Origin of the sequence: Aurantibacter sp. (assembly GCF_039941195.1) — a bacterium.
GTDB lineage: Bacteria > Bacteroidota > Bacteroidia > Flavobacteriales > Flavobacteriaceae > Aurantibacter_A.
Window position 1 is genome coordinate 1 of the sequence record NZ_JBDVFA010000070.1, and the last position, 21,468, is coordinate 21,468.

Annotated in this window: 25 protein-coding genes; 24 read left to right on the top strand and 1 reads right to left on the bottom strand. The window is 33.2% G+C overall.

Annotation, left to right across the window (positions count from 1 at the left end; genetic code table 11):
* The first annotated feature begins 260 nt into the window (after positions 1-260).
* From ABJF52_RS12030 to ABJF52_RS12120, 19 genes are all read left to right on the top strand, one after another.
* Positions 261-1,316 (top strand): ATP-grasp domain-containing protein, encoded by a 1,056-nt coding sequence (locus ABJF52_RS12030; protein WP_348150425.1) that lies wholly within the window; start codon positions 261-263, stop codon positions 1,314-1,316.
* A 410-nt stretch (positions 1,317-1,726) separates the two neighbouring features.
* Complete coding sequence (locus ABJF52_RS12035; RefSeq protein WP_348150428.1) at positions 1,727-1,870, top strand: pyridoxal-phosphate dependent enzyme; 144 nt, start codon at positions 1,727-1,729, stop codon at positions 1,868-1,870.
* Positions 1,871-2,291: 421 nt separating this feature from the next.
* On the top strand, positions 2,292-3,245 hold the full coding sequence (locus tag ABJF52_RS12040) for a 2OG-Fe(II) oxygenase (RefSeq protein ID WP_348150431.1): 954 nt from the start codon (positions 2,292-2,294) through the stop codon (positions 3,243-3,245).
* Positions 3,200-3,433 (top strand): hypothetical protein, encoded by a 234-nt coding sequence (locus ABJF52_RS12045; RefSeq protein WP_348150434.1) that lies wholly within the window; start codon positions 3,200-3,202, stop codon positions 3,431-3,433. Before ABJF52_RS12040 ends, ABJF52_RS12045 begins: the two co-directional genes overlap by 46 nt.
* The gene (locus ABJF52_RS12050) at positions 3,430-3,672 is read left to right on the top strand and encodes a hypothetical protein (RefSeq protein WP_348150437.1); all 243 of its coding nucleotides are present in this window, start codon (positions 3,430-3,432) and stop codon (positions 3,670-3,672) included. Before ABJF52_RS12045 ends, ABJF52_RS12050 begins: the two co-directional genes overlap by 4 nt.
* Positions 3,673-4,427: 755 nt before the next feature.
* A complete protein-coding gene (gene blaOXA, locus ABJF52_RS12055; protein ID WP_348150439.1) occupies positions 4,428-5,264 on the top strand; it encodes a class D beta-lactamase in 837 nt (278 codons plus the stop codon).
* A gap of 277 nt (positions 5,265-5,541) precedes the next feature.
* Entirely contained in the window at positions 5,542-6,507 is a 966-nt protein-coding gene (locus ABJF52_RS12060) for a DUF5829 family protein (RefSeq protein WP_348150441.1), read from the top strand.
* A 250-nt stretch (positions 6,508-6,757) separates the two neighbouring features.
* Positions 6,758-7,504 carry a YoaP domain-containing protein gene (locus tag ABJF52_RS12065; RefSeq protein WP_348150443.1) on the top strand — a complete coding sequence of 249 codons (747 nt, stop codon included), beginning with the start codon at positions 6,758-6,760 and terminating at the stop codon, positions 7,502-7,504.
* 570 nt (positions 7,505-8,074) lie between these two features.
* Complete coding sequence (locus ABJF52_RS12070) at positions 8,075-8,854, top strand: DUF3050 domain-containing protein (RefSeq protein WP_348150445.1); 780 nt, start codon at positions 8,075-8,077, stop codon at positions 8,852-8,854.
* A gap of 421 nt (positions 8,855-9,275) precedes the next feature.
* On the top strand, positions 9,276-9,878 hold the full coding sequence (locus ABJF52_RS12075) for a gamma carbonic anhydrase family protein (RefSeq protein ID WP_348150446.1): 603 nt from the start codon (positions 9,276-9,278) through the stop codon (positions 9,876-9,878).
* Positions 9,879-9,913: 35 nt separating this feature from the next.
* Complete coding sequence (locus tag ABJF52_RS12080) at positions 9,914-11,443, top strand: alpha/beta hydrolase-fold protein (RefSeq protein ID WP_348150448.1); 1,530 nt, start codon at positions 9,914-9,916, stop codon at positions 11,441-11,443.
* Positions 11,444-11,512: 69 nt separating this feature from the next.
* Positions 11,513-12,118, top strand: coding sequence for a class I SAM-dependent methyltransferase (locus ABJF52_RS12085; protein WP_348150450.1), 606 nt, complete (start codon positions 11,513-11,515; stop codon positions 12,116-12,118).
* A gap of 79 nt (positions 12,119-12,197) precedes the next feature.
* Positions 12,198-13,784 (top strand): serine hydrolase, encoded by a 1,587-nt coding sequence (locus tag ABJF52_RS12090; RefSeq protein WP_348150452.1) that lies wholly within the window; start codon positions 12,198-12,200, stop codon positions 13,782-13,784.
* A gap of 198 nt (positions 13,785-13,982) precedes the next feature.
* Positions 13,983-14,816 carry a leucine-rich repeat domain-containing protein gene (locus ABJF52_RS12095; RefSeq protein WP_348150454.1) on the top strand — a complete coding sequence of 278 codons (834 nt, stop codon included), beginning with the start codon at positions 13,983-13,985 and terminating at the stop codon, positions 14,814-14,816.
* 87 nt (positions 14,817-14,903) lie between these two features.
* Positions 14,904-15,338 carry a DUF1801 domain-containing protein gene (locus ABJF52_RS12100; RefSeq protein WP_348150456.1) on the top strand — a complete coding sequence of 145 codons (435 nt, stop codon included), beginning with the start codon at positions 14,904-14,906 and terminating at the stop codon, positions 15,336-15,338.
* Between the two features lie 12 nt (positions 15,339-15,350).
* Positions 15,351-16,007 (top strand): hypothetical protein, encoded by a 657-nt coding sequence (locus ABJF52_RS12105; RefSeq protein ID WP_348150458.1) that lies wholly within the window; start codon positions 15,351-15,353, stop codon positions 16,005-16,007.
* A 110-nt stretch (positions 16,008-16,117) separates the two neighbouring features.
* Entirely contained in the window at positions 16,118-16,558 is a 441-nt protein-coding gene (locus ABJF52_RS12110) for a thioesterase family protein (RefSeq protein WP_348150460.1), read from the top strand.
* A 121-nt stretch (positions 16,559-16,679) separates the two neighbouring features.
* Positions 16,680-17,336 carry a peroxiredoxin-like family protein gene (locus ABJF52_RS12115; protein ID WP_348150461.1) on the top strand — a complete coding sequence of 219 codons (657 nt, stop codon included), beginning with the start codon at positions 16,680-16,682 and terminating at the stop codon, positions 17,334-17,336.
* 33 nt (positions 17,337-17,369) lie between these two features.
* Positions 17,370-17,858: a GNAT family N-acetyltransferase gene (locus ABJF52_RS12120; protein WP_348150463.1), complete on the top strand. Its 489-nt coding sequence runs from the start codon at positions 17,370-17,372 to the stop codon at positions 17,856-17,858.
* Between the two features lie 72 nt (positions 17,859-17,930).
* Here ABJF52_RS12120 and ABJF52_RS12125 read toward each other — a convergent pair whose 3' ends face one another.
* A complete protein-coding gene (locus ABJF52_RS12125; RefSeq protein WP_348150465.1) occupies positions 17,931-18,365 on the bottom strand; it encodes a cupin domain-containing protein in 435 nt (144 codons plus the stop codon).
* 72 nt (positions 18,366-18,437) lie between these two features.
* On the opposite strand from ABJF52_RS12125, the gene ABJF52_RS12130 reads away from it, so the two are divergent.
* The 5 genes from ABJF52_RS12130 (at position 18,438) to ABJF52_RS12150 (ending at position 21,369) form a co-directional block, all read left to right on the top strand.
* Complete coding sequence (locus ABJF52_RS12130) at positions 18,438-19,031, top strand: TetR/AcrR family transcriptional regulator (RefSeq protein WP_348150466.1); 594 nt, start codon at positions 18,438-18,440, stop codon at positions 19,029-19,031.
* Positions 19,032-19,047: 16 nt separating this feature from the next.
* On the top strand, positions 19,048-19,587 hold the full coding sequence (locus ABJF52_RS12135; RefSeq protein ID WP_348150468.1) for a GNAT family N-acetyltransferase: 540 nt from the start codon (positions 19,048-19,050) through the stop codon (positions 19,585-19,587).
* A 107-nt stretch (positions 19,588-19,694) separates the two neighbouring features.
* The gene (locus ABJF52_RS12140; RefSeq protein ID WP_348150471.1) at positions 19,695-20,027 is read left to right on the top strand and encodes an antibiotic biosynthesis monooxygenase; all 333 of its coding nucleotides are present in this window, start codon (positions 19,695-19,697) and stop codon (positions 20,025-20,027) included.
* Between the two features lie 119 nt (positions 20,028-20,146).
* A complete protein-coding gene (locus tag ABJF52_RS12145) occupies positions 20,147-20,716 on the top strand; it encodes a Crp/Fnr family transcriptional regulator (protein WP_348150474.1) in 570 nt (189 codons plus the stop codon).
* Positions 20,717-20,787: 71 nt separating this feature from the next.
* Entirely contained in the window at positions 20,788-21,369 is a 582-nt protein-coding gene (locus ABJF52_RS12150) for a hypothetical protein (protein ID WP_348150477.1), read from the top strand.
* Positions 21,370-21,468 lie beyond the last annotated feature (99 nt).

Genomic DNA, 21,468 nt, shown 5'->3' on the forward strand with positions numbered 1-21,468 from the left:
ATACGCCGCTACGGCTTATCAACGCTACATATCAAGTCGCTATACGCAATCCGGTTGTCGTTTTTTTATTCTCAATACCGTAAAATCCACAAGTCACGCCCCGTAGAAAAAACGGGGCTACTTGATAAACGATGAAATCGGAATCCATATTCATAATTAGTACTATTCCCGTTACATCGTTGATGGATTTTACTATATTTCCATAAAAAAAAGACCAACTGCCCATAGCGCTGCGTTACCTGCAAGCTGAACAGAACGAAATGAACAAATTAGCAATATTATGCCAAGCTCAACTTCCACCTGTAAAAGATGGAGTCCAAAAACCAATGAAACCAGGAGGTTATTCTGACAGCGGAGCAGATATTGCATTTGAACTACTGGAAAATAATATTGATGTAGTTACACCTGTTAAAAATCCAAATCAAAATAATGATAAAGATTGGGTTTTTCCTGATACAATAAAGGGGATTGAGCTGGCATTACATAAAGGTGCAAAAATCTTTTGGTTAAATACAGTTCTATATCAACACCATACCATAGAAAGTTATCTTGACAAAGAATTGGAAATAGTTGGACAAACACCTGAAATGGTTGATGTATTTGATGATAAAATGTTTACTAATAGTTTATTGAAATCTAATAATATTCCCATTCCAAAAAACGAGCTTATCACTATTGAAAATTACAAAAAATTATCCCTAGAATTGGCGTTTCCATTAGTTCTTAAACCCATTAGAGGAAGAGGAAGTCAAGGCGTTACTAAAATTGACAATCGAAATGACCTCAAAGAAAATTTGACCAAGATTTTTTCAGAAAAAAGTTACGGAAATGCAGCTTATGTTGAACAATATTTAAAAGGACAGGAAATTACAATTACAGTAATGCCTCAAGGAAATTATATAATTAATAACAACGAAGAATATTTTAATAGACCTTGGTGCTTACCCGCGGTTAAACGATTTAATCACAATGATGGGATCGCACCTTACAACGGAATAGTAGCTGTGATGGAAAATAGTGAGGTTTTGAGCGATTATGAGTTACAGACAAAAGAAATTCAAGAAGTATATGAACATTGTGTCAAATCAGCAGAGCTAATTAGAATTAAAGCACCAATTAGAATAGATTGTAGGGCAAACGAACAAGGAAAATACTTTTTATTTGACCTAAATATGAAACCGAATATGACTGGACCATCGAGACCTCATAGAAAAAAACAAGATAGCCTGTCCTTACTTTCTGCAAGAAAAATCGGGTGGGATTATTTTGATTTATTAAATAATATATTGAATCAAAAATGGAAAGCCAGCAGGTAACAATGTATTAAAATAATAGCGGTTTAATAGCTAAAACAAAAGTAAGTGAATACAAAAAAGGTCTGTGTTTAACCGAAAAGTTGGTGCGTGTAAATCCGCTACTATTCTTATACTAGACCGATGATGTAGCATTATTCATATCATTTTTATTGTTTTTAAAAGTATTCATATGTTCGCTGCGCTTGGAACGCTTGCATCGACCAAAATCCCTTCATCTCGTTTTTCCCCCGCTCCTACTCGCACACTGTTCACGCAGCTATCTCTAGGTCTTTTGGAAATGCTATGGCATCGCAACCTCGAAGTTTTATTCCCTATATAGTCCAAAGCCAAAATAGGTTTTCACTATATTTCCATATAAAACCGACGAATTATCTTTAGCGCTACGTTGCACGTAATTTGAGAAAACAAAAATGGAAGGAATTGGAAATACGCCCCTTGTCAAACTAAAACACCTTACAGGTGCTAATGCTGCTGAAATTTATGTGAAGGTTGAAGGAGCGAATCCTACTGGTAGTATGAAAGACAGAATGGCACTAGCTATGATTCAGGGTTGAAATACTTGAACGGAGATTTATATAAGTAAGAACTGCACATAATATGTGTACAAAACTGTGCTAAATAAATTTGAAGAATATGTAACGGAAACATTGTGCCTAACTCCCAAAGGGCCTATACTAAATTGAGTGTTACTTTAGGAATGTTATTTGGCATTATTCTAGGTGGTCTTATTGGTTCACGTTTGAGAGGTCATTAGGAATTTCTTTGGCAGTTCGCTGCTGTGTTTATTGGTCATTGGATGGATGCTCAAGATTAAGAGGTCGGGAAAGTCCTTTCATTAAGTTATTATAGTATCTCTTTTTGTTTTTGATGTAAAAGCTAGCCAAATCTTCGTTTTTTACTAAAACTTCCGTTTTTATTACCTAACGGCTACCATTCGCTAGTTCTACCTTTACACCATAATTAAAACATAAAAAAATGATACATAATAACACACTCGCACAAATTCGTGCAATCACCCCACCTTCTCGCGAAGCCATGTTAAATCGTGAAGCGTCAGTCACCCAATTTTGGAACAACAACCGAAAATCACTGGAAGAGGCATGGGCAGAATGGGAAATGGAAAACAAGAATGAATTACTAATTCCGGACGAAACACTTCTTGACCCACGTCTGCGACAAGCTGTTAACGACGCTTGGGAAAACCCAGAAAAAGAAAATGCTGTTGCAGATTTATGGGAAGAAATAATTCCTGGTGTTTATGCAATACAATTTTTTGACCTTGAACGTTTGGCGGAATTCCGTACCTATTTAGAAGCGGCAGCCAACTCCGGAATTCCAGCACGTCCACCATATGGTATTCAATTAAATCGTTATGGGTTTATGCTAGACCCTCGTTCTGAGGGGCATCTTGCTGCGCCTAATTTTCAAGCTTTTTATAACGATATAATGAACCGTTATATGCGTCCGGTTGCTCGTTTATTACTTGACACTTACGGTTATGACACCCAAACATTTGGATTTTCTATTCAGTACAATCCTGATAAAGACAAAGATTTGCAAGCACATACCGATGCTTCAGCTGCTACCTTAAATATCAACATAAATTTACCAGATGAAGAATTTACAGGATCACAAGTAGATTTTTATGATAAAAGCACTAGAAAAACGGTACAAACTATTTTTGAACCAGGTAAAGCAATAATCCACCGAGGTAATGTGCCACATGCTACACACCCAATTACCAGTGGACAGCGTAATAATTTGGTAGTTTGGCTATACGGTAATCGTATGCAAATACCAAGAGGTGGTAAAAGTAGTTACGGTAGTTTTGATAACCCAGCACCGACAGAAGATACTCCAGAAAATATCACTGCTCGTCAGCGTTGGAGTATACCAGAGGAACCGAAAGATACCGCTGCGCCTTTTTAAAATTTGGAATAGTTTGTACAGTTGGAACAATCGCCATTGCTCCTTTTAATGTTACCGATAAAGATTGGAAATTCTCGATTGACAACAAAATGATGGGACAGATTAACACTATAAGATTTGGAGAAGAATATGTTAATGATGGAGGTGCATTATTCTATCTTCAGGTGTACTTGCCCAACACCCAATGAAAGATGCTGGAATAGTAACTGTTGTTAATAGCGCCGTTAAAGGTGCAGTAAAAGCTTCCGCTGTTGAAAATGATAGCATTCGAATAAATATGGTTTCACCAGGTTGGGTAACAGAAACTTTAGTAATAATGAATATGGATACTGCACCTGGACTACCCGCTAAAGAGGTTGCAAAAACCTATGTTGAACTTATTACTAATAGTACTAGTGGAGAAATAGTTGTAGCAATGAAATCCTAATTTATCACTAAACAAATCAAAAAAGTACTGTTCATTAGCCTATGCTTTTGAGCAGTACTTTTTAACTTTATGTAGTTAGGTAATACATGACTCTTACAATTAAGAATAAAAAATAATTGTGAATAAACCAGCTCTGAGAGAACATCCAGTTACTACGTTTAATACCAAAATAAGTACTCATTCTTGTATGCAACTATTGTGAGCATTTAAGGCAACCTTTAATTAAAAAGTAAATCTAGTAAACAAAGACGTATCGGAGTGAAAAATAGCATTTTCCTTACTGTATTCTGAATTGTTTTTTTTCATGTTCAGATTCAAAAGATGGAGATTGGAATGACAATATAAAGCTATCTCAAAAGGAAATTCAGTTTTCTTATAAACCAAATTTTGCAGAAATAACAACTGAAGGAAGAGCTTGGTGGATTAACCAGATTTCTTTGGACGGGGAATTGAATAACTTCAGTAAAATTGAAAGAAAAAACGCCACCAAGATTTATATAGCAATGGAAGAGAACCAAACTGAATTGGAAAGGGTTTTGATAATTGGTCTTCAATCAGGAAACTATTTTGATGGCATAAAAGTTATCCAATCTGGAAATTAAAAATTATAGCGTAACTAACAAGCCAAAATTTAAATTAGCTTTAGACTTTACTTAAGTGTATTTTGTAAAATACAACAGAGTTTCGTTCAATATGGTTTCTACCATAGATTCCTAAAAAATTATGCTCCAAAACCTGAGTAACTTCATAAACAAATGAGAATATTAATAACATTGTTTATTATTCTTTGCTTCGCTTGCAAAGAGCAAAAGGAATCTTCAAATAAGGAACTAGTTGAAACGGCTAGTAATAAAGTCCACCAATCAGAATTTCAAACAATTATTGATTCCGCCAATGTTAACGGGGCAATATTAATTTATGACCTAAAAAAGGATATATATTATTCAAACGATTTTAATTGGTACAATAAAGGCAATTTACCCGCTTCTACTTTTAAAATTGTAAATACCATTATCGGACTCGAAACTGGGGTAATCGAAAGTGATAGCACTATTTTTAAATGGGATGGCAAAAAAAAGTGGTCGAAAAACTGGGAACAAGATTTAGTATTAAAAAATGCTTTCCAATTTTCCTGTGTTCCTTGTTATCAGGAAGTTGCTAAAAAAATCGGTGCCCAAAGAATGAATGAATACGTTCAAAAATTTAATTATGGCAATCTAAAGATTGACACAACAACTATTGATAAATTCTGGTTAGAAGGTGAATCTCGAATTAGTCAAATACAACAAATTGATTTTTTAAAAAGGTTTTACAACTTGGAACTCCCTATATCTGAAAGAACCCATAAAATAATGAAAAACATAATGCTCATTAATGAAACCGCACTTTATAAACTTAGTGGAAAAACCGGCTTATCAAATGAAAATGATGCATACAATGGGTGGTTTGTTGGGTATATCGAACAAAAAAATAACACCTATTTGTTTGCTACAAATTTAGAGCCAACTAAAGAATTTGATTTCAATTTATTCATTAAAAAAAGATTGGATTTAACTCTTGAAGCCTTTAAAAAGATGAATATTTTGCAATAAATAAAGGTGCAAATTAAATCCATAATTAATATGGACATCGAAGTGCAGTAAATGGAATTAAAAAACTAATGCATTGCCGAAAATATTCTAAACACCTAATCCCAAACAAAATAAAAGAATTCGACCAACTAGTTAGACGGGTTAAAAAATTGACAAAGGAAAAGCAGGAACTAAAGCAATAACTTATCCTGGTTTTATTGCTTCTGATTTCTTGCTAAATTTTCATATTGATTTTAAATGATAATTTGCCTGACTTAAAAATTGAGTTAACGAACCAATGGGCGAAAATCATGAAAATCTAGTATTGGACTATAAAACCGAACTAGCATTTAGTAGAGACAAAATTAAAAATGCCCATATCGATAATCAAAGACTTTATTCTGAATGGAAAATGAAAACTAAAATATTTCTACTAATACTATCTCTTTTTACGATAACTATGTTTGCACAAGACAATGAATTGAAGTTTAATCACATGTACTTCGTTGTCGATTCTGCATCATTTAGCAAACTTAAATACGATAAAAAATTAAATACTCTTGTCAATATAGATCAAGGTATTCCAGCTTTTAATCCGATTGATAGTGCAAGTACAACCCTTTATTTACGTGGAAAATCAACTTATGTGGAAATTATGGGTCCGGATAATAGATTTAAGGAAAAAGTAGGTGCTATTGGACTTGGTTTTTCTTGGGACACGCATGATACTATAAATAATAAAATTTCTAAAAAACTAAGAAAACCATCGAGGGAAGAATTTATTTCTTTTGATGCAAAATGGAACTTCGGCAGCAATGAAGTTAATTGGTATACCGCATTTTATACAGAGATGAAAGGATTCATCTCAACCTGGTATGCCTATTACAATCCACAATTTTTAAGCAACTTATACCAACAAGACTTTTCCATTTTTACCAGAGAATTGTTTTTGGAAAAGGCTTATGCGAAAAATAAACCTATTAATGACCTATCAGAAATTACACTCAATTGCACTGGAGATGATTTCAAAAAAATAACGACCGAATTAAGTTTATTTTTTTTTAAATCTAAAAAGATAAAAGCCAGCTCTGCCGTTTTCGATATTGGAACAGTAAAATTGAAATTGAATAAATCTATGGAAAACAAAAATTCTATTAAGCAATTAATATTTTCAACTAAAGAAGATATCAATGATGCAAGCAAAGACTTTGGTAGTATAGAACTTAGATATAAGACAGATAAAATCGAATTTAATTTCAAATAGAATTATACGAACGTCCTTCAAAATTTACACTATTACTGGCCTACTTTGTTTATGGTCCTCTTTTTTCAATCTCTGCCTATTCACCAACAATAATTCTCTTGCACACAACGAAATCATATCCGAGTAGTTGGCATAAATACCAGCAATGAATAAGATCAAAAAAAATATCGTGATTTAGATATATTCCGTTAGCTGATGATTATCATAGGAAAAAAAGCATGTCAATTTTATTTTTGACAAAACCATAAAAATGGAAATTCTAAAACTCACTGATAAAAATATTGAAGATGAACATATTTGCTGTGCAATAAGCGACAAGAAATGTAAAAGTGGATATATAAAGAAAAAAGAATGGCTAAAAAAAGAATTTAAAAACGGCTATAATTTTCAAAAGGTTGATGTTCGAGGAAAGGTGTTTATAGAATATGTACCAATAGAAAATTCTTGGCTCCCCTTAATCGGTACGAATTTTATGGTTATAAATTGCTTTTGGGTATCAGGACAATTCAAAGGAAAGGGAAACGGAGAAAAGTTATTGGAACAATGCTTATCGGATGCAAAAGGAATGGACGGAATTATCGCAATTTCGAGTGATAAGAAAAGACCGTTTATGACTGATCCAAAGTTTCTGAAACACCAAGGATTTGAAATTATTGACGAAGCAAAACCTTATTTCAAACTATGGGGATTAAAAACAAACACCAAAGTAGCATTTCCTAAAATTATGGAAAGTGCCAAATCCGGAAATTGTCCGAACACCAACGGAATTACCGCATATTATTCAAACACTTGTCCTTTTACGGAATATTACACCAATGAATTATTGAGAGCATATGCAAAAAAGAAGAATATTCCTTTAGAAATTAATCATATTAAATCTCAAAAAGAAGGTCAGAAAATGCCTATTCCATGGATTCTTAATAGCGTATTTTATAAAGGAGAATTAGTGAGTTTAGAAATGAAAGTGGAAAGACATTTAGAAAAACTAATTGGTTAAAAAATCTTCCAAAACATTTGTTATAGTTAGATTCAAGCTGGTGCTTATAGCGACAATGCAATTATACTTATAAAGGGTAGAAGTTATCCTCGATTGAAACATCTCAAAGCACAGTTTTAAAAAAGTTGATATTCGCATATATTTAGAATATTAAAGCTGGGCATGCAGCAATTAGAATGGAAGAAATACTAACCCATATGGGCGAATCTTATTTTTTATGAATAGGGGCTGCTAATTGCTCCAGCCCTTTTTAGTATAGTATTCATATTCCTGATGTTATGATAGCATTTGAACATCAAAAATCAATATATATGAAGGCAGTGTCCCAAGCTAAAAGCAAGCACATACAATTGTTAGAATTATAATTAGCAATTAACACCTATAATTAAACCAGAATATTAGGTGCAAGTGTTAAAAAATGAATAAACAATCGAAAATTTGTGAGGCTCTTCAAAGCTTTTAATTAGAAGCTTTATACCGGGTTTAATTGCTACATTTGACAACTTTAACAACATTACGATTATTACATATTCAGGCAGTTATACAATGGCCTAAAATACTCCAGCAATAATGACACAAATTCAAAAAATTGAAAATGAAATCTCATCATTAAGAAATAAATTGCAAAAGCATGAACTATATGAGAATTTAAAGTCTATTTCAGATGTAAGAACTTTTATGGAGTATCATGTTTATGCTGTTTGGGATTTTATGTCCTTATTAAAGGCTTTACAAATTGAGTTAACGAACGTTCATGTACCGTGGATTCCTGCAAAAAATGCAACCTTATCAAGATTCATTAATGAAATTGTGCATGGAGAAGAAAGTGATATTAATGAATTAGGGGAGCCTAAAAGTCATTTTGAAATGTATCTGGATGCAATGACCCAAATAGGAGCAAACACACTTGAAGTAGATAAATTTATTGAAAAAATTACATCAGGACAAAGCGTCTATTTGGCATTAAATGAATGCGAAATAAATGAAAAAGTTGTTGAATTTGTAAAGTTTTCATTTGCTATAATTGAGACCCAAAAACCTCATTTAATTGCTGCTGCATTTACCTTTGGGAGAGAAGATGTTATCCCTGATATGTTTATTGAAATATTAAAAAATGCCGACGCAGAAAATAAGCATTACAATAAACTAACCTATTACCTCGAACGACATATTGAGCTTGACGGAGATGAACACGGACCACTTTCACTGCAAATGATTGAAGAATTATGTGGTGAAGATGAAACGAAATGGAATGAAACTTTAATAGTCGCCAAACAATCTTTGGAGCAAAGGATTTTGCTTTGGGATGCTATTAATGAATTAATACAAAGGGAGGTCAGTATATTATAATGGTTGAAGTTTTACAAACTTCACTATACTATCGCTAGCTCTATAATTATTGTAAGGCTAAGGTTTTGCAATCACAAATAACTAAACACGAAGACTCGTGTAATTTCTTCCTTAAAATCAATACGATTTTTTGTTAAATTAGTGGTTTATAATACGCTACTAATATTATTCAAAAATTTTATTCATAGCACAAATCAGTTCTGAACTTACAATACGTAAAAGACTGCTTCCCCCTATCTTGTTACCTCTATTTATTAGCGCAACAGCATTGTTGGCAAGTATCAGAATAATGATTAGGCAGCAAACTAACATCTTGTATCACGCTAAAAAGTTAGTACAAAGCTGTGAACATCATTTATTTGAATAAACAAATGGTTGCTAAAAACTGTAACAGCAAAATTAAATACATAAACGAAATGCTATGCTAATTGAACATAATGGAAAAAAACCAAAAATAGACGCTTCTGCTTACATTGCACCAAACGCAACCATTTGTGGAGATGTTACCATCGGCCCTAATACCCGCATAATGTTTGGAGCCCAAATTATAGCAGAAAGCAGTTCTATTGAAATTGGTGGAAACTGTATAATTCTTGAAAACGCAGTAATTCGTGGAACAAAAGAATTGCCCGTAAAAATAGGAAACAATTGTTTGATTGGACCAAATTCGCACCTTGCAGGTTGCTGTATTGAAGAAAGCGTTTTTATAGCAACCGGAGCATCAATTTTTCACGGAGCACTAATTAAAAAAGGGGCAGAAATAAGAATAAATGGTGTTGTACATCTCAAAACAGTATTTCCTGAAAATGCTTTTCTGCCTATTGGATGGCTAGCGGTGGGAAACCCCATGAAAATGTTTCCACCTGACAAGCATGACGAAATTTGGGAAATGCAAAAAGAACTAAACTTTCCAAACTTAGTATATGGAATTGCCGAACGAGATAATTTAATGGATGTCAACAAAAAGCTCTGTACTATAATGTCAGAAAGATTAAGCGGCCACAAATCGGATCGTATACTGTAAGAAACAAAACATTAACCAACCAAAAACGAATACAAATGAAATTTAGAATTATAATATTTATTTCAGTTCTTTCATGGAACTTCTCATATGCGCAAAAGACTAGTTTTACTTTCGATGCAACTGTAGCAATACATGAATCTTTAAAAAAACAAATAAAAAGTGAAGGACGTTTATATGTATTCCTTTCTGAAAATATGGATGCGGAACCACGAACACAAATTTGGCCATCTCCAACAAAGCCTACCTATATTTTTGCAAAAAATATTAGCGGTCTTAAAGCAAGTGATAAACTAAAAATTACTAATGATGAAAATTGGATTAGCACTAGTAATTTTACTTTAGATAAGGTTCCTCATGGTGCGTATAATGTTCAAATAGTTTGGGATCAAGATTTTGAAGAATCTAGAATAGATGCTCCAGGAAACCTATATAGTGAGCCTAGAAAAATTAATAGTACTGAATCTATTTCGCTAGATTTTGAATTAAGCAATAGTATTCAAGAGCGAAAAATTACGAGCCACAACTTAGCTAAAGAAGTTGTTTTTAAGAGTGAATTACTTTCAGCTTGGTGGAAAAAACCAATAAATTTAAAAGCTTCTATTTTGCTTCCACATGGTTACGATAGTTCTAAAGCATATCCGATTCGTTATAATGTTGCAGGATATGGCGGGCGCTATACCAGGATAAAATATTTGTTACAAAATGAAGAGGCTATGAAGTGGTTAGACTCTCCAGAGTCTCCACAAATTATAAGTGTTTTTCTTGATGGAGAAGGTCCATTTGGGGATTCTTATCAATTAAACTCAGAGAACAGTGGCCCCTATGGGGATGCCTTAATTAAAGAATTTATTCCATATATCGAGTCGAAATTTAGAGGAACATCTAGTGCAGACACTCGATTTGTAGATGGCTGCTCTACAGGTGGCTGGGTGTCATTAGCCTTGCAATTATACTATCCTGATTTTTTTAATGGTGTATTTTCCTATAGTCCAGATGCGATTGATTTTGAGAACTATCAATTAATTAATATTTATCAAGACAAAAATGCTTTTACAAATGAATTTGGCTATTCGCGCCCTGTAATGAGAAGTAAATATGGTGAACCAATGTTATCCCTTAAAGATTTCATTCAGTACGAAAATGTTTTAGGATTCTCAAATACCTATCTTAATTCAGGAGGGCAATTTAGTGCACATACGGCATTATATAGTCCTAAAGGAAGCAACAATCTACCGCAACCATTATTTGATCCTTTAACCGGACAGATGGATAAAGAAGTTGCAGAACATTGGAAAAAATATGATTTAAAACTGTACACAAAAAAACACTGGAAAGAATTGGGGCCAAAATTAGCAGGTAAAATATTTATTTGGATGGGTGATATGGACGACTTTTATTTAAATCCGGCCACGAGAGAATTTTCAAACTTTTTAAACACTACGGAAAATCCCAAGTCTGACGCAGAAATAGTTTTTTCACCAATGGCAGGTCATTGTGCGGAGTATTCACATTTTGATGTATTATTAAAAATGCAAAATCGCGTAGATAGTTTACAAAAGAAATAAACTATTGGTCATAAAAATGGAGCAATTAGGTGCTAAATATTTCTTAGCATTATCATTAACACCAAGAAAATGAGCGAATTCTGGGAAGAAAATTTTATAAGCAAAAAAGAAATGTGGGGATTTGAACCCTCAAAATCTACTATTCTCACGAAAGACTTTTTTGTAAAAAAATCTGTAAAAAACATTTTAATTCCGGGAATTGGATATGGAAGAAATGCTCAAGTTTTTATAGAAAACGGCATAACAGTAACTGGAATTGAAATTTCCAAAACGGCCATTGATTTAGCTTATAAAAATTATGGGGCGGATATGGAGATTCATCATGGGTCTGTTACTGATATGCCTTTCGATACTCATAGATATGACGGCATATTTTGTTATGCATTAATTCATTTGCTTGATAAAAAAGAACGATCAAAACTGATTAGAGACTGTTATAACCAGCTGAAAACAAATGGGTATATGGTTTTTACTGCGATTTCGAAAAATGCACCAAATTATGGCAAAGGAAATAGAATTAAAAAAGATTGTTATGAATTTCACAGTGGAGCTAAACTATTTTATTACGACCAAGAATCAGTAAAAACGGAGTTTAATGACTTTGGACTCTTTGAATACGAAGAGGTGAATGAAAATCAGCCTATGTATTTAATAAAATGTAAAAAGAGCGCGTAATTTTCTGTAGACAAAAATAATTTCATAATCCCGAAATATAACCAGTTAAAGCTTTGTTTGCCAACAAAAAAATAGATTTATGAAAAATATATACTCAAAATTAACGCTCCTACTTATTCTTATATTAAGCCTGAAGCTTAGTAAGGTATCTTCTCAGGTAAGCTCACAAGAGATTGACGCTATTGTAGAGCGAGCTATGGATAATTTCACTGTAGCCGGCGCAGCCGTTGCGGTAGTAAAAGACGGTAAAATTATACATCAAAGAGGGTATGGAATACAGTCTATAGCTGGCAAACAAAAAGTAAACGAAAACACAAATTTTGGCATAGCATCCAACTCAAAAGCATTCACTACAACAGCATTGGCAATACTAGTTGAGGAGGGAAAAATATCATGGACAGATAAAGTAATTGAACATATTCCTGAATTTAAGATGTACAATGATTATGTCACTCAAAATTTCAATATACAAGATTTACTGACCCATAGAAGCGGACTAGGTTTAGGCATTGGAGATTTGATGTTTTTTCCGGATGGTTCAGACTTTACTATCGATGACATCATTAGTAGCTTTCAACATTTTAAACCAGTTTCAGCATTCAGAACAAAATTTGACTACGACAACCTCCTCTATTTGGTGGCGGGTGAAGTTATTTCAAGAGTAAGCGGTTTAACTTGGGAAGAGTTTATTAAGCAACGTATTTTTGAACCCCTTGCAATGGACAATTCTTATGCGTCTCTCACTTATATAACGGACAAAAGTAATGTTGCCTCACCCCACTTAAACAAAAACAAAGAACTATCTCTTACCAGTCCCGAAGAGTGGAATCCAAAAAAAATAAATGGAGCCGCAGGCAGTATCTATTCAAATGTTAACGATATTGCCAATTGGTTACTGGTGAACCTTAATAAAGGAAAATATGGACCTAATTTAGAAAAGCAGCTTTTTACAGAAGCCAGTCAACGAGAGCTGTGGAAAATACATACTACTACTAATGCAAATACAAATTCGCGCTACAATTCACATTTTGCTGGCTACGGATTAGGTTGGAAATTAACCGACGTAAAAGGAAATATGTTGGTGTCACATACCGGAGGCTTAATAGGAATGTTATCTAAAACAACTCTAGTTCCAGATTTAAATCTAGGAATTATTGTTTTAACCAACACCTACTTAGATGGTGTCGGAGTTTTCTCTGCAGTCACTCAAACAATTTTAGACAGATATTTAGAGTTGGATTATTTTGATTGGACAGAAACCTATGCAGAACGATTAAATAGACTAGATAATGTAGCGGATGAAGTAGTTGCTAAAATATGGGCAGTGGTAAAAAAAGCTGATAAAACTACTCTTGACCCAACAAACTATACCGGTATTTATAAGGACCCTTGGTTCGGTAAAATAGAGATTTATGAAAATGAAAAACAACTTTGGTTCAAAGCGTTACGCTCTCCAAAACTAACAGGACCTATGCACTATTACAAGGCAAACACTTTTGTAGTTAAATGGCAAGACACAAGTCTAATTGATGCAGATGCTTTTGTGATGTTTCAATTAGATGAAGAAGGTAAAGCTCAAGGTTTTAAAATGAAAGGTATATCACCAGCAATAGATTTTAGTTATGATTTTCAAGATTTAGACCTTAAAAGGATAAACGGGGACTAATTTCATATGGGAAAAAAAGGTGTAATGCTAAACAAAAGGTGAAAAATAATCCATAAAACTGTCCTCAATAAATCAATACAACAACGCATTATTGTCGCTTACAAATTAAAGCCAAGATCATATAAAAATAAATGCATATTTTGTACTTCTGTAGCAGCTGAGAATAGTCAGATTTAAAAATTTAAACTGAAAAATACTATGAGTAAAATAATATGGAACACCATCTTTTTGTTTGCATTTGTCTTTGTAGGCAGGTCGCAAACGCCTTATACCCTTACCGATTCTGATGTTACCGTAGAAAATGGAATACTTATTTCCTCAACACTTACAGACTCCCGGGGAGCTAATTATCAACCCAATATTATAATCCCGGAGAAGCTAGACGGTCAAATAATAAAAGTAATTGGGGAGGATGTTTTTCATGATAAAGGTTTAACCGATGTGGATTTGCCTGCCGGTCTTACAACTATTAAAAGAAATGCTTTTGCAACTAATAGCATAATCCGTGTGACATGGCCCACTGGCATTACAACAATTGAAGGTAGTGCGTTTAGAGATAATAGTTTAATTACAGTCGATTTGCCTGCTGGAGTAACATCCATAGGAGATTTTGCATTTCAGAATAACCGCATTATCAATTTAAATTTACCTGGCGGTCTTAAGACTATTGAAGAGAGTGCTTTCAATGTTAACTTTCTAATCAGTGTGGAATTGCCAGAAGGACTTACGACTATTGCTGCTAGTGCTTTTCGAGATAATCGTTTAATTAGTATAGTATTGCCTGCTGGTCTTAAAACTATAAGACAAAGTGCTTTTCTTGCGAATCGCCTAAGCAGTATAGACCTACCTGCTGGACTTACCTTTATTGGAGAGAATACGTTTAAAGTTAATAGTGATTTAGAAAGTTTTGCTTTACCAAAAGGTTCTAAAGCTCAGAAATGGGAAGCTAGCGATGGCACTATTTTAGATGCGGGTTATGTTGTAGTATCCGAAAATTTCGGAAAAAGCTATACGGCTATTATTTCTGAATAGGTGATCACTCATAAGTCTTGCGTAATTTAAAAAAGTCTCTAAATCTTATTCCCCGAAGTCTATTGAGACTTTTATCATAACAACAACATGGCTAAGAATAAAACAACACAAACTGAAGTCGATGTAATTGATTTTATCAATGCATATGTTGACAATGACCAAAAGAAAGCAGAAAGTTTCAAGTTAATTGAGTTAATGAAAGAATGGTCTCGTTTTGAGCCTAAAATGTGGGGGCCAACTATTATTGGTTTTGGAAGTTATCATTACAAATATAAAAGTGGACATGAAGGTGATGCTCCATTGCTTGCTTTTTCACCTCGCAAAGCACAATTTTCGCTCTACATTTATTCTAAAACAGAGCAAAGTGATGCATTACTAAAAGATTTTGGAAAATTTAAAATGGGGAAAGCCTGTATTTATATTAAAAAACTTGCGGATATTGACCTTTCAATTTTAGAAAAACTCTGTACTACTACAATTGCCTATCTCAATGAGCATCATGAATGTGCTTGCAGAAATTAAAATCGTCACCTAATGAGAATCATTTCCACCATTATTTTTATCCTAGTCATACACACCTGTGCAGTAAGTTATTCTCAAGAAGCGCATGAAACAGAAACTAAAATGACCAAAGAAGTAAAAGAGCTAATAGATTTAGGTGAAGACGCTATACTGAAGTTAGCATTAAAGTCGGTGGGTGAAAATGTATCAATTACTAATTTTACTACAAGTAGAATTACGACTAATGGCAAAGAGGTTTATGTCACTTTCAGTAATCAGTATAAGTACCTTCCGGTGAACTCCATTTTCTATTTTGATGTTGGTGTAAATTTGACCTTACAAACCACTTATAAATCGGCCATAGCAAACCCCATAGGTTATTCAGATGGAAAAAATATTCCATTTTTTCATCAAACTGAAACGATAAAGAAACATATTGACTTTGTTAAAGAGGCCATTAGCACCCATAAAAATGTAGATTTTGAAACTTTCGAAGAAGAAATGACCATTCGTGAGAATGAAGATTATTATGCCATTGAATTAGTATCAGCTAGTCAAGAATCTAGCTATAAAATTAAAAAAAGTACTGGTGAAATCCATGATGAACAACACGCACATCTCGAACCTGCTCCTATTGAAATCGACGATAGCCAATTCTTCGAAGTGGTAGACTTTTCCGAAATGAAATAAAAATTATAACACTTTTGCTTAAATCAAAAGGGAAAAATTATACATCAGGCAAAGCCATTTGAATTCAACCACTATTTAGTATTAATTTCGCTGTATACTAAAGACAATTTATGAGTACATCAAATTTGAAAAGGATCATGTATTGCGAGACTCCAATTCAGATACATAGTTATCACATAGACGGTATGAATATTGTGCACAATTCTATCTACGTGAAGTGGTTTGAAGAAATTAGAATGGTATTTCTAGACAAGTTTTTTCCATATGCGGCTATGTTAGCGGAAAACTTTTCACCGGTTATTGCTTCTACGGAACTAAGTTATAAGTATCCACTAAGGGTATTTGATAAACCTATTGGTAAGGGATGGGTAGAAAAAATAGGACGCGCTAAATGGATTTTGAATTTTGAGATTGTAACAGCTAACAAAGTTCATTGTACAGGTAGGCAAGTGGGTTATATGGTAGACCTTACTCGCTTAAAGCCAGTACCAATTCCCGAAAAACTAGTCGCTCAGTATGAACTAGAGAAAGCTGCCCAAAACGATTTGTAATTTTGTAAATTACAATTCGACTTAACTTTTTTAGTGCTAGAAATTCAGAATTAAACGAGCATATCTTTCCAGCTAATCAGCGATTTTGTGTAACGCAAATCGCATCTAAAAGAAAACTAATATGAAAACATTAAGGGAGCAAACTGACGCAAAAATTGCTGCAGGACGAAAAGCGAAACCAGACTTCATGAAAGGTGTGGATGAAATTATCGCTAAGGCGAAAGCTTTTCAACAAGGAGAAAACGCAATTAAAACAGGTCAAAAAGCACCAGATTTTAAGCTCCCAAATGCGACGGGAAATTTGGTTTCATTAGGTAGCTTACTTGCTGAGGGGATTGTTGTAATCACTTTTTATCGTGGAAGTTGGTGTCCGTATTGCAACTTACAGCTAAGAGCTTTACAAGCCAAATTACCTGAAATTGAAGCTTTGGGAGCAACTTTAGTTGCTATTAGCCCACAGGTTCCTGACGGGTCTTTAACAAAAGATGAAATCAGTGAGATGGAATTTACGGTATTATCTGACCAAGATGCCAAAGTAGCATCAGACTATGGAGTGGCTTGGGAAGTTCCAGAATTTTTACAAGATCACATGCGAGTAGATCGTGAACTTGATTTAGAAAAAATAAATAACGGTAATGATAGTATATTACCAATTCCTGCGACATTTATATTGGGTCGTGACGGTATTGTTCAATGGAACTATGTGAATGTAGATTATAGAACACGTTCTGAACCTGATGAGATTGTTGAAGTTTTAAAAAAACTTTTCCAAATCTAATTACGACCACAACTAAAAATAGCAATAGGTATTTTGAAAATTAGAAAAGCTATCGCATCTGATATAGATCAGGTTTGGGAAATATTCACTAAAGTTATTAAAACTGGAGACACCTATGTATTTCATCCGGATACACCCAAGAGTGATTTAGAAAAATATTGGTTTGCTCCGTATATGAACACATATGTAATTGAAGAAAACGGTATAATCTTCGGAACTTATATTATAAAACCGAATCAAATAGATTTAGGAAATCATATTGCGAATTGCAGTTATATGGTTAGTCCGAAAGCTCAAGGCAAAGGAATTGGCAAAAAGCTTTGCGAACATTCGCTTCAAATAGCTAAAGAAAAAGATTTTGAAGGTATTCAATTTAACATTGTTGTAAGCACCAATAAAGCCGCTATAGCCTTATGGGAAAAAAATGGTTTCACTATTATTGGAACAACACCGAGAGCCTTTAGGCATGCAAAGTTAGGTCTTGTTGACACCTATATTATGTACAAGGATTTAAAAATATAAGTATCTAATCAAAAGTGTTTAGTATTCATTATTAATATTGTCAATACTAATAAATGAAAAGAACTTAAAAACCTAACCTTTAATAATCATATCAAAATCTCCTGCAGTTTCAATCACTTTATGAATAATTTCAGGAGCTACAGATGCTTCTTGTGCATTTTCTGTTTCGTCTGATACACCCATTTTCTCAAAAAATGCTCTAAACCCTTTCGGACTATGAATATTTTCCCATTTACAATATTTATCACTTTTATTACTAAAAGTATGTGAGGTATTTGGTTGAATGTCTAAGGACTCTCCTGCTCCAAGATTTATAATTTCTCCATTAACAAAAAATTCCATCTCCCCATCTACTATTAAGAAAGATTCCTTAAAAGAATTATGTGAATGTGGTGACGGTCCTTGAACATGAGGTGGCGTTTCTGCAATCATTAAATCATAATCTCCTGAGGTATTATGAGCCGTAATTTTGTGACCTAACACCCATTTAGTGGTACTTTTTTCCATTTTATAAGATTTTTGTCTCATAAACATCATAGTTTTTTTTCTAATTTCAAAAACTTATAAGATATTTATCTCATGAGCGATAACTATATAAGTACAGGTAGAACAAATCAAAAACAAGAAACAAGAGACAGAATAATAGAAAGTGCTCAGTTTTTTCTAAAAAAGGGGATTAAATTCAACCTACATGATATCGCGAATAAAACAGGAGTATCAAGAGCAACAGTTTATAGATATTACTCAAATGTTCAAATACTGGCCGAAGAAGCCAGCTTGGATATAAATACACTGCATCCCGAAATAATTATCGAAAAACTAAAAGGTAAAAATTTTGAAAATCAAGTTCTAGGAATTCAGGACTATTTTAATACACTAGCCATAGAAAACGAGAATGCATTTCGAAAATATTTAAGTGTTGTTATTTCATCGAACCCAATAGAAATAAAAAGAGGTGCTAGACGTAAAAAAGCAATGGAATTAGCCCTTGAAAACACAAAATTAACACCGAAAGAAAAAAAAGATTTAACCAACCTCCTAATAATATTAATGGGAATTGAACCGCTGATAATAACAAAAGATATTTCGGGCTTAAATAATAAGGAGTCGATGAAATTGATGAATTGGGGAATACAATTAATTCTCAAAGGTTTTAATGCTTCTAAAAAATAAGTAATTAAAAAACTCTATGGATTTTAAATTTAGAAAAGCAAATTTTAAAGACATCGATGAACTTGAAAAGTTGATTGAAATATCCGCAAAATCAATTAATTCTTCCTATTATTCAGAACTTGAAATCAATGCTGCACTTGGAAATGCGTGGACAGTAGATAAACAACTTATTTTAGATGAAACTTATTGGGTTGTTGAAACTCAAAATGGAAAGCTAATTGGATGTGGAGGATGGAGCAAACGAAGATTATTATTCGGAAAATCTGAATCATTAAACTTTTCAGAATCTAAATTAAATCCAGATATTGAACCTGCAAGAATTAGAGCATTTTTTGTTCATCCTACGTATACCCGCATGGGTATTGGAAAAGGATTATTAAAAAAATGCGAAAATGAGGCTGAATTACACGGTTTTAAAACGTTAGAGCTTGTAGCAACTTTAAGTGGAGAAAAACTTTATTCTGCATACGGGTTTAAGGAAATAAAAACTTATGAAGTTGAATTGGGAAATGGAATTACAAATAAAGTTGTTGCAATGAATAAAACATTAGCATAAACTGCATATAAAAATGTACAAATAGAATTACACAATCTTGGGCTTAAGCAGAGTTCATAGTAATTTTTCGAAATCGAAATACATAAAAGAATTTAAAACTAAATATTATGAGTACTAAAACTAAAGTCATAAGAACCTGGAAAGGCTGGACAACTATAGAGAATGCACCTATCTATGAAAATATGCTAATCTATGAAGTATTCCCCACAGTAAAAAAGAATGGTGTGGCGGGATTGGAAAAAGTTAGTATATCAACCAAGGACGGAGATAATGAAATTGAATTCTTTTTAATGCTGCAATTTGATTGTATTGATTCAGTAAAAAAGTTTGCTGGCGAAAATTATGAAACTGCTTATATTCCTGAAAATGCAAAACAAGTATTATTGAGATATGAAAAAACTGCACAACATTATGAATTTAAAAAAGAATTAATCTTGTAAAAATCAATAATCCGAGTTTAACAGGTTGCGCAATTACTTACTTCAAACTCTGATTATAAAATAGAATCGAAAATTTGTAGCCGCACCATAAAAATTGAGTATTTGTTTAAATAAAAAAAATGTCCGATACAATTCGTTCCATCATTGCTACTGTAGCACCTATTTCAACAAAATCATTTCATAAATTAAATGACTTAATTAAATATGTACATTTTGATCAAGGTGAATTAATTACTTCAGTAGGACAACAGAATAATCTGGAATACTTTTTAATTAATGGAATCTGTAAAACTTTTCTTTATACACCAGAAGGAGAAGATGTAACCATTTCATTTTTTATGCCAAATTCTATAATATCCCCGAGCACAACACGAAATAAAGATGGTAAATCGCTTATAAACCTATGTGCTTTAACTGCAGTAGAAGTAGCAGCCATAGATGCCGAGGCGTTTGAAAAATTAATGGTAGAAGATCTTGAAATACGACATTTTGGAAATACCGTTTTAAGAAATGAATTAATGACGAAGGTCCAAAAGGAAATAGCTTTAGCATCACTTAAAGGAATAGATAGATTGCTTCTATTACGAAAGAACTACCCAAATATCGAAAACCGCATTCCGCACGCTGATATAGCATCATATTTAGGCCTTACAACCATATCTTTAAGTAGATTACGAACAAAATCATAGCCCTTAACATTTGTTAATGGAGTTACCATAAGAATAGGTCAATTTTGCTATCGAATTAAAAAACCTATTCCATGTCATTATTAAATTCAGTACTCCAACGAACTTCTTCTATAAAAAGCCTATTTGTGCTTTTTATAGTCAGCCATCTGGTTTTATTAGCTATGCTAGTATTCACTTTTCCGGTGATAAATAATCAAATTGAAACCAAAGCCTTTGACTTGCAAACTTTTGGATATTCAATGGCCACGGCGGAATCGATTGTAAACAATTTAGACGAACAAACTACAGGTTTATACCTGTTCCCTCAATTAACATTGCTAGACCTATTCTACCCCTTTTTATTGGCCTTATTTTTAGGTAGTTTACTATTTCGATTATTCAAAATTTCAGACGTAAAAAACAAAGTAGCATCAATAGTATTGGTGATTCCATTCTTGGCGATGCTGTTCGATTATTTAGAAAATATTTGTATTATTTTATTAATTACAAGGTCAGTTGAGGTATCTGAAACCATTGTACTTCTTGCAAGTACGTTTACGGTATTAAAGGGAGTATTGACATCTATTGCTTGGGTAACAATTGTAGTATATGCTATAAATTGGCTGATGCTAAAAATCAAAAAAAAGTCAGTTACGCAACCTAAAAAAATATAAACTTCGTGCTAAAACGAAATATAAAAAAGCTTTAATAACCGCTAGACTGGCCTTTAAAAAAGTTCTATATTGCAGTAATGCACCTATTGCTATCTCCCC

What these genes read in the sequence shown, in the direction of transcription:
- ABJF52_RS12140 (WP_348150471.1), top strand. Translation starts at nt 19,695, where the DNA reads ATGAGTACTAAAACTAAAGTCATAAGAACCTGGAAAGGCTGGACAACT.
- ABJF52_RS12130 (WP_348150466.1), top strand. Translation starts at nt 18,438, where the DNA reads ATGAGCGATAACTATATAAGTACAGGTAGAACAAATCAAAAACAAGAA.
- ABJF52_RS12060 (WP_348150441.1), top strand. Translation starts at nt 5,542, where the DNA reads ATGGGCGAAAATCATGAAAATCTAGTATTGGACTATAAAACCGAACTA.
- ABJF52_RS12105 (WP_348150458.1), top strand. Translation starts at nt 15,351, where the DNA reads ATGAGAATCATTTCCACCATTATTTTTATCCTAGTCATACACACCTGT.
- ABJF52_RS12110 (WP_348150460.1), top strand. Translation starts at nt 16,118, where the DNA reads ATGAGTACATCAAATTTGAAAAGGATCATGTATTGCGAGACTCCAATT.
- ABJF52_RS12095 (WP_348150454.1), top strand. Translation starts at nt 13,983, where the DNA reads ATGAGTAAAATAATATGGAACACCATCTTTTTGTTTGCATTTGTCTTT.
- ABJF52_RS12135 (WP_348150468.1), top strand. Translation starts at nt 19,048, where the DNA reads ATGGATTTTAAATTTAGAAAAGCAAATTTTAAAGACATCGATGAACTT.
- ABJF52_RS12145 (WP_348150474.1), top strand. Translation starts at nt 20,147, where the DNA reads ATGTCCGATACAATTCGTTCCATCATTGCTACTGTAGCACCTATTTCA.
- ABJF52_RS12080 (WP_348150448.1), top strand. Translation starts at nt 9,914, where the DNA reads ATGAAATTTAGAATTATAATATTTATTTCAGTTCTTTCATGGAACTTC.
- ABJF52_RS12035 (WP_348150428.1), top strand. Translation starts at nt 1,727, where the DNA reads ATGGAAGGAATTGGAAATACGCCCCTTGTCAAACTAAAACACCTTACA.
- ABJF52_RS12090 (WP_348150452.1), top strand. Translation starts at nt 12,198, where the DNA reads ATGAAAAATATATACTCAAAATTAACGCTCCTACTTATTCTTATATTA.
- ABJF52_RS12115 (WP_348150461.1), top strand. Translation starts at nt 16,680, where the DNA reads ATGAAAACATTAAGGGAGCAAACTGACGCAAAAATTGCTGCAGGACGA.
- ABJF52_RS12040 (WP_348150431.1), top strand. Translation starts at nt 2,292, where the DNA reads ATGATACATAATAACACACTCGCACAAATTCGTGCAATCACCCCACCT.
- ABJF52_RS12100 (WP_348150456.1), top strand. Translation starts at nt 14,904, where the DNA reads ATGGCTAAGAATAAAACAACACAAACTGAAGTCGATGTAATTGATTTT.
- ABJF52_RS12125 (WP_348150465.1), bottom strand. Translation starts at nt 18,365, where the DNA reads ATGGAAAAAAGTACCACTAAATGGGTGTTAGGTCACAAAATTACGGCT.
- ABJF52_RS12150 (WP_348150477.1), top strand. Translation starts at nt 20,788, where the DNA reads ATGTCATTATTAAATTCAGTACTCCAACGAACTTCTTCTATAAAAAGC.
- ABJF52_RS12085 (WP_348150450.1), top strand. Translation starts at nt 11,513, where the DNA reads ATGAGCGAATTCTGGGAAGAAAATTTTATAAGCAAAAAAGAAATGTGG.
- blaOXA (WP_348150439.1), top strand. Translation starts at nt 4,428, where the DNA reads ATGAGAATATTAATAACATTGTTTATTATTCTTTGCTTCGCTTGCAAA.
- ABJF52_RS12070 (WP_348150445.1), top strand. Translation starts at nt 8,075, where the DNA reads ATGACACAAATTCAAAAAATTGAAAATGAAATCTCATCATTAAGAAAT.
- ABJF52_RS12065 (WP_348150443.1), top strand. Translation starts at nt 6,758, where the DNA reads ATGGAAATTCTAAAACTCACTGATAAAAATATTGAAGATGAACATATT.
- ABJF52_RS12030 (WP_348150425.1), top strand. Translation starts at nt 261, where the DNA reads ATGAACAAATTAGCAATATTATGCCAAGCTCAACTTCCACCTGTAAAA.
- ABJF52_RS12075 (WP_348150446.1), top strand. Translation starts at nt 9,276, where the DNA reads ATGCTAATTGAACATAATGGAAAAAAACCAAAAATAGACGCTTCTGCT.
- ABJF52_RS12050 (WP_348150437.1), top strand. Translation starts at nt 3,430, where the DNA reads ATGAAAGATGCTGGAATAGTAACTGTTGTTAATAGCGCCGTTAAAGGT.